Consider the following 6,969-nt stretch of genomic DNA (forward strand, 5'->3'; position numbering starts at 1 on the left):
ATCTAGCACAAGGCTCCCCCAGGCATCCACCCAAGATTGTTTCATGAGAAAAAAGCACGCACGCCAGCTAGGGTCATTACTGAACAGCAGCCAGGGCGCCCCCGATGAACATCATTCCCACTGCAATCCCCGAGGTACTGATCATCGAGCCCAAGGTATTCGGTGACAGCCGCGGCTTTTTTTTCGAATCGTTCAACGCGCGCGAGTTTGCCCGCCACACTGGCACGAACGTCGAGTTCGTTCAGGACAACCATTCCCGCTCGGTGGCCGGGGTGCTGCGCGGCCTGCATTACCAGGTGCAGAACACCCAGGGTAAGCTGGTGCGCGTGGTGCAGGGGGAGATCCGTGACGTAGCCGTTGATGTGCGCAAGCACTCCCCTACCTTCGGCCGCTGGGTGGCCGTGCACCTTTCTGCCGAAAACCATCGCCAGCTCTGGATACCTGCAGGGTTCGCCCATGGGTTTGCGGTGATGAGCGAGTCGGTGGAGTTCCTTTACAAGACCACCGACTACTACAACCCCGGCGCCGACCGCTGCATCCGCTGGGACGACCCCACCCTGGCCATCGACTGGGGCTTGAAGCAACCACCGGTGCTTTCCGAAAAGGACAAGCTGGGGGTGTCGCTGACCGAGGCGGAACTGCTGCCTTAAGTAGCGCATAATTGCGTCAGACTTATCTGGCGCACTTACCCGATGATTGCAAAGCCCACGCCCCCTCGTCGTCCCCGCTGGCGCAGCCTGGCCCTGCTGGCCCTGTGCCTGGTGCCACTGCTGTGGCCCCTGCATCACCTGGCCGAGCGGTATTACCAGCAGGAGCTGGCATCGCAAAACCGCCAGACCCTGGACCTGTACGTGGCCAACTTGCTGGGCACCCTGCACCGCTACGAAACCCTGCCGCAGATACTCGGCGACCTGCCCGCACTGCGCGGCGTGCTGGCCGACCCGTTCCGCCTGGAGGCCGTCACCAATGCCAACCGGCTGCTGAAGAACATCGTGCAGCAGACCGGCGCCGAAGTGATGTACCTGATGGACGTGAGCGGCAACACCCTGGCGGCGTCGAACTGGGACAAGCAAGACAGCTTCGTCGGCCGCAACTTCGCCTTCCGCCCGTATTTCAACGAAGCCATGGCCGGGCACCTGGGGCGCTTCTTCGGCCAGGGCACCACCTCGGCCAAACGCGGCTACTTCTTTGCCGCCGCCGTGCGCGATGGCGAGCGCATTGTTGGGGTGCTGGTGGTGAAAGTGGACCTGGACCACACCGAAACCCTGTGGGGCCGTACCCCCGAGCAACTGCTGCTGACCGACCACAACGGCGTGGTCATTCTCACCTCGCGCCCCGACTGGCGGTTCCGTGCCACCCGGCCGCTGACCGAAGCGGAACGCCAGGCCATCATCGCCATCCAGCCCTACCCCACCCAGGCGCCACAGCCGTTGGTGATCAACCCTGACGCGTGGATCACCCAGACCCGCGACATCACGCAAACCGGCTGGCAGGTCAGCATCCTTGCCCCACGCATCCTGGTGGACCGCTCGGTGCAAACGGTTACCGCCATCGGCGCTGGCGCCCTGCTGGTAGTGATGCTGCTGACCGGCCTGGTGATGCAGCGCCGCCGCCACTACATCGACCGTATCGACATCGAGGCGCACGGGCGCCAGCAGCTGGAAAAGCGCGTAGCCGAGCGTACCGCCGACCTGGAAGGCCTCAACACGCGGCTGAAAAGTGCGGTGCTGGAGCGCGAGAATGCCCAGCAGGAGGCGGTGCGTGCGCAGGATGAACTGGTGCAGGCCGGCAAGCTGTCGGTGCTGGGCACCATGTCGGCCAGCATCAGCCACGAGCTGAACCAGCCCCTGGCGGCCATCCGCAGCTACGCCGAAAACGCCGAGATCTTGCTGGACCACCAACGCATCGAGGATGCCCGTGGCAACCTCAAGCTGATCGGCGAACTGACCGGGCGCATGGCCTCGATCATCGCCCACCTGCGCGCTTTCGCCCGGCGCGACCGGCATGCGCCGGAAAGCGTGGCCCTGCAGCCGGCGCTGGATGACGCCCTGGCCCTGCTGGCCAAGCGCCGCCGGGCCATGGCGGTGGAACTGGTCCGCGACCTGCCAGAAGCCACCCTGTGGGTGCAGGCCGGCGAAACCCGCCTGCGCCAGGTGCTCAGCAACCTGCTGGCCAATGCCCTGGATGCCCTGACCGAAAAAGCCAACCCGCGCCGGTTGTGGATAAGTGCCGAACAGCACGATGACTGCGTCTACCTGTACATTCGCGACAACGGCCCGGGGTTCAGCCGCCAGGCCCTGGAGCACGCCAAGGAGCCGTTCTTCACCACCAAGACACGCACCCAGGGCCTGGGCCTGGGCCTAGCCATCTGCGAAAGCCTGATGCGCGCCCTGGGTGGGGAACTGCTGCTGGCCAACCACCCTGAAGGCGGCGCACTGCTCACTTTGGAAATGCGTGTAGCCCCACCTGGCGCGACCTTGCCCAATTCGGAGGATTCCTCGGCATGAGCCCCGAGACACAGATCGACAGCCACGCTCAGGTGATCCTGGTCGATGATGACCCGCACCTGCGCCAGGCCCTGAGCCAGACCCTCGACCTGGCCGGGCTGAAGGTGGTGACCCTGGCCGAGGCCCAGGGCCTGGCCGAGCGTATCGAGGCCGACTGGCCGGGCGTGGTGGTCAGCGACATCCGCATGCCCGGTATCGATGGCCTGCAACTGCTTGAGCAATTGCGCGGCCTGGACAGCGAGCTGCCGGTGCTGCTGATCACCGGCCACGGTGATGTGCCGCTGGCGGTGCAGGCCATGCGCGCCGGTGCCTACGATTTTCTGGAAAAACCCTTTGCCAGCGATGCCCTGCTGGACAGCGTGCGCCGTGCCCTGGCGCTGCGCCGCCTGGTGCTGGACAACCGCAGCCTGCGCCTGGCCCTGAGCGATCGCCAGCAACTGGCCACCCGGCTGGTGGGCCAGTCCCCCTCCATGCTGCGCCTGCGCGAGCAGATCGCAGCGCTGGCCGCCACCCGCGCAGACGTACTAATCCTGGGCGAAACCGGGGCTGGCAAGGAGGTGGTAGCCCGCGCACTTCACGACCTTTCCAGCCGCCGGGACGGCCCGTTCGTGGCCATCAACGCCGGCGCACTGGCGGAGTCGGTGGTGGAGAGCGAGCTGTTTGGCCACGAGCCCGGTGCCTTCACCGGCGCGCAGAAGCGCCGTATCGGCAAGTTCGAATTCGCCAATGGCGGCACGCTGTTCCTCGACGAAATCGAGAGCATGAGCCTGGATGTGCAGGTGAAACTGCTGCGCATGCTGCAGGAACGGGTGGTAGAGCGCGTGGGCGGCAACCAGCTTATCCCGCTGGATATCCGCATTATCGCCGCCACCAAGGAAGACCTGCGCCAGGCTGCCGACCAAGGCCGCTTCCGCGCCGACCTGTATTACCGCCTGAATGTGGCACCGCTGCGCATTCCGCCACTGCGCGAGCGGGGCGACGACATTCTGTTGCTGTTCCAGCACTACGCCGACGCCGCCACCCAGCGCCACGGCCTGGGCCCACACGCCCTGCAACCTGCGCAGCGCGCCTTGCTGCTACGCCATGACTGGCCGGGCAACGTGCGCGAACTGCAGAATGCTGCCGAGCGCTTTGCCCTTGGCCTGGAATTGGCTTTGGACGGCCAGGCCGCGCCTTCGGCCGCTGCTGCACCCAGCGTGGTCACGGGTAACCTGAGTGAACAGGTGGAGCACTTCGAGCGCTCGCTGATCACTGCCGAGCTGGCCAAGCCCCACAGCTCGATGCGCAGCCTGGCCGAAGCCTTGGGCATCCCGCGCAAAACCCTGCACGACAAGCTGCGCAAGCATGGCCTGCATTTCGAAGGCGGCAGCGGTGGCCATGACGACCATGAGGAAACCCGTTGATGAGTAACGAGAGCCAGTACCTGCAGGCGGTGCTGCACCGCGATATTCCGCTGACGCAGGAAATGGGCCTGGAGGTGGTGGGCTGGCAGCAGCAGGTGCTGCAGCTGCAATTGCCGCTGGCGGCCAACGTCAACCACAAGAGCACCATGTTCGGTGGCAGCCTTTATTGCGCAGCGGTGTTGGCGGGTTGGGGGTGGCTGCACCTGCGTTTGCGTGAGCTGGGTATCGATGACGGGCATATCGTCATTCAGGAAGGCCAGATCAGCTACCCGCTACCGGTAACTGGCGCGGCGGTAGCGCGTTGTGTGGCACCGGATGAAAAAGCCTGGGAACGGTTTCTAGCGCTCTACCAGCGCCGCGGCAGAGCGCGCCTGACGCTGGAAACGACCGTCAGCAACGTGGGGAGTGATGAGGCCGCAGTACTTTTCAGCGGCCAGTACGTGCTGCACCGTTAGAGGCCAGGGCGTAAACATAATAAGGTCCAGCCCCCCTCATACTGTGGGAGCGGGTTCACCCGCGAAGCAGGCAGCGCGGTGTATGGCACCGGCTTCGCCGGTGTTCGCGGCTGAAGCCGCTCCCACAAGATAGATGCCAGCGTTCAAAATGTTGGCAGAGAGTTAACTCCACAGGCTTTTTAATCAACTATCCGTACTGCGCTACCGCGCGGGCAGTGACTCAATAAGCAAACCACATTCCCTGTGGGAGCGGGTTTACCCGCGAAGCAGGCAGCGCGGTGTGTGGCACCGGCTTCGCCGGTGTTCGCGGCCGAAGCCGCTCACCCAAGGTGGATTGCGCCAGCATTCAGACTTTGTGGAAGACAGTTGTTCCAACAGGTCCCTGCTAAATACAGGCCTGTGACGGAGGGGTTAGATCAACCGAAGGAAGTCTTCGCGCCAAACTGCTTTGGCCGGCAACGCGACGAAGTGCGGATTCAGCAGCGACTCCCGCGCCGGGTAGCGGAACGGCAGGCCATCCACCCCAAGCACCTCGCCACCGGCACCCTCCACCACACCCTGCGCCGCTGCAGTGTCCCACTGCGACGTCGGCGCCAGGCGCGGGTAACAGTCGGCGCTGCCCTCGGCCAGCAGGCAGAACTTCAGCGAACTGCCCACATTGGCCAGCTCAAGCGCGCCCACCGTGGCCCCCAGCCCGGCCAGCAGCGCTTCCTGCTGCGGGCTGGAGTGCCGTCGGCTGGCCACCACTGTAAACCGCTCACCCTCAGGCGGGGCCGTGCGCACCTGGATCGGCGCAGCCGCCTGCCCCGGCTCGGCACGCCAGGCGCCCAAGGCGCGACCACCAAAATAGCAGCGGCCACTGGTGGGCATCGACACCACGCCAAACACCACCTCGCCCTGTTCGACCAAGGCGATGTTGACGGTAAATTCTTCACTGCCGGCAATGAATTCCTTGGTGCCATCCAAAGGGTCCACCAGCCACCAGCGGCTCCAGCCCTGGCGTTCGGCCAGGGCAATGTCGCAGTCTTCTTCGGACAGCACCGCAATAGCCGGCGCCAGCGCCAGCAGGCCATCGGCAATCACCCGATGCGCCGCCAGGTCGGCGGCGGTAACCGGTGAGTCGTCTGCCTTGTTGGTCACCTCAACGCCCGCGCGCCAGAACGGCAGAATGGCTTCGCCCGCCACCCGTGCCAGCTTCACCACCTCATGCATCAGTTGCAGGTCGTTCATAGCGACAGCAGCCCCCGCTGGATGAGCAGGTCGCGCGCCAGGTACAACGCGGCCAGCGCGCGCCCTTCGCTGAACTGCGGGTGCATGGCCAGGGCCGCAAGTTCGCGCAGGTTGACCTTGTCCACCCCCATCGGCTCCGGCTCGTCGCCCTCCAGGCGCTCTTCGTACAGGTCGGTGGCCAGCACCACCTGGATCTTCTGGCTCATGTAGCCCGGCGACAGTGACAGTTCGGTCAGGTGCTCCAACTGGCGGGCACCGTAACCGGCCTCTTCCTTGAGCTCACGGTCGGCGGCTGCCAGCACGTCTTCACCCGGCTCGATCAGGCCCTTGGGCAGCGACAGCTCATACTCATCGGTACCGCCGCAGTACTCCTCGACCAGCACGGCGTGCTCGGCATCCAGCATGGCCACGATCATCACCGCACCATAACCATTGCCACGGCCCACCAGGCGCTCGTAGGTACGCTCGTTGCCGTTGCTGAAGCGCAGCTGCACGGCTTCGACGCGAAACAGGCGGCTGCTGGCGACGATTTCGCGGCTGAGTACGGTGGGTTTCTGGCGCATGGGGCGGCTCCTTGGCGTGAACGGGTTACTATACCGTGGCTTGCCGACTGAACGAGAGTTTCCCATGCCTGTTCTTCCCTGGTCCGCCATCGACACCGTCCTGCTGGACATGGATGGCACCCTGCTCGACCTGCACTACGACAACCGCTTCTGGCTGGACCACCTGCCCCAGCGCTACGCCGAGCTGCACGGGGTAAGCCGGGCCATGGCGCAGATGGAGCTGGAGCCGCTGTTCGAGCGCAATGCCGGCACGCTGAACTGGTATTGCCTGGACTTCTGGAGCCGCGAGCTGCGGTTGCCGATCCGCGAGCTGAAGCAGGAAATCGCCCACCTGATTGCCCTGCGCCCCGACGCCGACACCTTCCTGGCAGCCATCCGCCAGGCGGGCAAGCGGGTGGTGATGATCACCAACGCGCACCGGGATTCGCTGTCGCTGAAGCTGGAGCGGGTGGAGCTGGCGCCGTATTTTGAACGGCTGATCAGCTCCCACGATTACGGTTTCCCGAAAGAGAACCCGCAGTTCTGGGATGCGTTGCAGGCGGATATTGGCTTCGAGCCAGGGCGTAGCCTGTTTATCGATGACACCCTGCCGATTCTGCGCAGCGCAAGGGAGTTTGGTGTCGCCCACCTGCTGGCGGTGCGTCAACCCGACAGCCAGGCACAACCGCGGGATACGGCGGAGTTCGACGCGGTGGAAGACTACCGGGAATTGTTGGCTGGCCTTTGAGGCCTATTCGCGGGTGAACCCGCTCCCACAGGTTGGACTGCCCCACAAAAGTTGGACAGTTTCAGCTAGCAGCCTTGAGGCCAT

7 protein-coding genes are annotated in these 6,969 nt (G+C 64.8%); 5 read left to right on the plus strand and 2 right to left on the minus strand.

Annotation, left to right across the window (positions count from 1 at the left end; genetic code table 11):
* The first annotated feature begins 104 nt into the window (after positions 1-104).
* From rfbC to IAE33_RS21805, 4 genes are read left to right on the plus strand one after another with little or no spacing between them, the layout of a single operon-like run.
* Positions 105-650, plus strand: coding sequence for a dTDP-4-dehydrorhamnose 3,5-epimerase (gene rfbC, locus IAE33_RS21790; protein WP_060482807.1), 546 nt, complete (start codon positions 105-107; stop codon positions 648-650).
* Between the two features lie 42 nt (positions 651-692).
* Positions 693-2,507 (plus strand): sensor histidine kinase, encoded by a 1,815-nt coding sequence (locus tag IAE33_RS21795; RefSeq protein ID WP_201165099.1) that lies wholly within the window; start codon positions 693-695, stop codon positions 2,505-2,507.
* A complete protein-coding gene (locus IAE33_RS21800) occupies positions 2,504-3,910 on the plus strand; it encodes a sigma-54-dependent transcriptional regulator (RefSeq protein ID WP_201165100.1) in 1,407 nt (468 codons plus the stop codon). Before IAE33_RS21795 ends, IAE33_RS21800 begins: the two co-directional genes overlap by 4 nt.
* The gene (locus tag IAE33_RS21805) at positions 3,910-4,365 is read left to right on the plus strand and encodes a YiiD C-terminal domain-containing protein (RefSeq protein WP_201165102.1); all 456 of its coding nucleotides are present in this window, start codon (positions 3,910-3,912) and stop codon (positions 4,363-4,365) included. Before IAE33_RS21800 ends, IAE33_RS21805 begins: the two co-directional genes overlap by 1 nt.
* A 411-nt stretch (positions 4,366-4,776) precedes the next feature.
* Here IAE33_RS21805 and cysQ read toward each other — a convergent pair whose 3' ends face one another.
* On the minus strand, positions 4,777-5,595 hold the full coding sequence (gene cysQ, locus IAE33_RS21810) for a 3'(2'),5'-bisphosphate nucleotidase CysQ (RefSeq protein ID WP_201165104.1): 819 nt from the start codon (positions 5,593-5,595) through the stop codon (positions 4,777-4,779).
* A complete protein-coding gene (gene nudE, locus IAE33_RS21815) occupies positions 5,592-6,158 on the minus strand; it encodes an ADP compounds hydrolase NudE (protein WP_028635341.1) in 567 nt (188 codons plus the stop codon). Before nudE ends, cysQ begins: the two co-directional genes overlap by 4 nt.
* 64 nt (positions 6,159-6,222) lie before the next feature.
* Between nudE and yrfG the strand changes: the two genes are divergently transcribed.
* Positions 6,223-6,885 carry a GMP/IMP nucleotidase gene (yrfG, locus tag IAE33_RS21820; RefSeq protein WP_201165105.1) on the plus strand — a complete coding sequence of 221 codons (663 nt, stop codon included), beginning with the start codon at positions 6,223-6,225 and terminating at the stop codon, positions 6,883-6,885.
* Positions 6,886-6,969 lie beyond the last annotated feature (84 nt).

The organism is Pseudomonas sp. S60 (assembly GCF_016647865.1).
Classification (GTDB): domain Bacteria; phylum Pseudomonadota; class Gammaproteobacteria; order Pseudomonadales; family Pseudomonadaceae; genus Aquipseudomonas; species Aquipseudomonas parafulva.